Source organism: Chloroflexota bacterium, from assembly GCA_026389585.1.
GTDB lineage: Bacteria > Chloroflexota > Dehalococcoidia > UBA2247 > RBG-13-53-26 > JAPLHP01.
The window spans coordinates 1-2,527 of record JAPLHP010000033.1 but is presented as its reverse complement, the minus strand read 5'-3'; the positions used below and the strand labels follow the sequence as shown (position 1 = coordinate 2,527).

The following is a 2,527-nucleotide window of genomic DNA, read 5'->3' as shown; positions in this document are numbered from 1 at the left end:
CAACAGCCTCCTCCAAGCCTACGAAACCAAAAACCGGACATCAGGAGTTGATACCCACAGAAAGCTGGACCCCCGTATGGTGACATCTTTCATGATTCAACAGGCCACCGTTGGGTTACCTTCTTAAATGAGTTGACACGGAAGCACCACCACGAGCGGCCGTATATCGGATTCCCTAGCGGGACAACCTCCGCATAAACACGTTGAATACCACCATGCCTGCCAGACTGGCTGCAGCGACGCAGCGGAATACCCAGTCTACCCCAAAAGAGCTCTCAATCAGCGCCCCACCCATCGAACCAACGACGACAGCCGACGAATTGGCCATGTTGAATACCCCCATGACTGCCCCCATCCCCAGACTCCGGCCTCTTTCCACCGTGATTGCATTGCCCGCTGGCAAGGCAACAGTTTCAAATATCCCCAGGACTATGAAAAGGCACAAGATAGGAATAAAGCCGCCAACCCAGGGGACAAAGAAAATGCCTGTAGCCATCACCGCTACACCCAGCGTGACCAGAAAGACCCGGTTCATCCGGTCGGCCAGCCAGCCAAAAGGATAGGCCAGTGATCCGTTGAGTACGTATCGGGCGGACAGCACTACGCCTACCGCAGCAATACTCGTACCCCTCACATCGGTCATGAAGATCGGCAGGAATGTGGCCACGGCACCATAGGCCAATCCCTGCACGAGTTGAAGCACAATGATTCCCCGCATTGTCCCATCTCTCAGCATAGAAGCGAAGGAAGCGCCGGGCTCATCATGTTGCCCGCCTTGACGGGACGACCCCCGGCCCGGCAGGAAGAACAGGACAACAAGAAACCCGGCGGTGCTCAAGATGGCCATGCTGGCGAATGTGGCATGCAGGCCAAACCTGTCGTGGATGAGGCCACCCATCGTCGGCCCCACACCCAAACCGGCTACAAAAGCGATGTTGAACAGCCCCATGTATCTCCCCTCCTGGCCGCGCGGTGCCAGATCGCCAACATAGGCATAGGCGGTAGGAACGACCATGGCGGCACCAACACCGGCAAGCAAACGGAAGAGGAAGATCTCCCGGTATCCGGGGGACCAGTAGTAGCCTGCAGCAGCCATCACATAGATGAGCAGTCCAAGCCAGAGGAAGAGCTTCTTCCCGTATCTGTCGGACAGCCTTCCTATGAACGGCATGAGCGGGACCTGGGTGAAAACATATCCGGAGAAGATAAGCGCTATCCAAATGCCACTGGCCCCCATATCTTGAGCAAAGTTGGGGAGCAGCGGGCTTACCATGCCCAGGCCCGCCATAGTGATCAGGAGAGCGAGCCAGACGACAATGAAAGCCTTGTTGCGGGAAAGAAATCGCCCCGGGCCTTTGCCGGCCCCATCCGAGGCATCTCCTGGGGAAAGTCTCTGCATGGGTGGTGTCATCAGTAAGTATTTCAATGAGTGTACCGCCTCGGCACCATATCAGCAAGACTCCGGACTCACCCACACCTTTCCTTGAGGGCGACTCACCCTTTGCTGGAAGGGCCCCTACAGAGATTGCTTCGTCGCTGCGCTCCTCGCAATGACATTTGAACAGGGTGGTGTAAAACAACCCCACCTTCCTCACAATGACAACTTCGCTTCTCATGTCATTCCCGTGAAAACGGGAATCCAGAAACGTGGTGGCTGGACACGCGGTAGATTCCTGCTTCCGCAGGAATGACATGGAGGAGGCAGGAATAACGTGGTCAGGTCGTCCTTCCGCAGAAGGATGACACCCACTTTTATAGCTTCAGAACTTCCGGAACTTTGTCTTGGGAGCCTGGCATACCGGGCATCTGTCAGGGGCATTCCCCTCCACGGTATGGCCGCACACCTCACAGATGAACACAGGCCCCAGTTGCATATCCTGCCCGTCCGCTGCTGCCTGCTTCGCCTTCTGATACATGGATGCATGGATCTGCTCTGCCTTCCAGGCCCAGTCAGCACTGCGAAAGGCGCCCTTCTCTCCCTGCAGCTCGGCCACGGCCTTGTAAGCAGGGTACATCTCCTCCACCTCGTAGGTCTCGCCATCTATGGCCACCTGCAGATTCTGAACGCTGGAGTTGATCGCCCCTACCTCTCTGTAGTGATTCGTGGCATGCACCCTTTCGGCAAACGATATGGCGCGGAATAGCTTGGCGATATTGGGCTTGCCCTCTGCCTCTGCAACGTCGGCAAAGATACTATACCTCATGTGGGCCATGCTCTCACCGGCGTAAGCACTGTTCAGGTTTGCCTCAGTCATCTTCCTCATTTTGACCATCTCCTTTCTGGACTTCCACGTCTCTTTCACATGGGAGATATTGTACCAAGAGGAAACCTCACTGTACATATATAAGACGCCGTTCCAGAATCCGGCATCCACCCCGTGTCAACTCATTCTCTTTTAGGGTCTGATACCCCGCCGCTTGCGGCGGATGAATTAGAATAGATGCATGAGCATCTATTTACACAAGAGCCACAATGTAAGCGTATTGTTGTATCATCTGGTGTTTCCAACGAAATACCGTCGGCTAG

The 2,527-nt window shown here is 55.3% G+C and carries 3 protein-coding genes; 1 reads left to right on the top strand and 2 read right to left on the bottom strand.

The annotated features are described in order from the left end of the window. Window positions 1-175: 175 nt before the first annotated feature. Entirely contained in the window at window positions 176-1,426 is a 1,251-nt protein-coding gene (locus NTZ04_02775; protein MCX5991243.1) for an MFS transporter, read from the bottom strand. Window positions 1,427-1,760: 334 nt separating this feature from the next. Beyond that, window positions 1,761-2,264 carry a rubrerythrin family protein gene (locus NTZ04_02770; protein MCX5991242.1) on the bottom strand — a complete coding sequence of 168 codons (504 nt, stop codon included), beginning with the start codon at window positions 2,262-2,264 and terminating at the stop codon, window positions 1,761-1,763. Window positions 2,265-2,445: 181 nt separating this feature from the next. Between NTZ04_02770 and NTZ04_02765 the strand changes: the two genes are divergently transcribed. Then, window positions 2,446-2,527: IS200/IS605 family transposase (locus NTZ04_02765; protein MCX5991241.1), on the top strand; the 82-nt coding region annotated here is incomplete at its 3' end.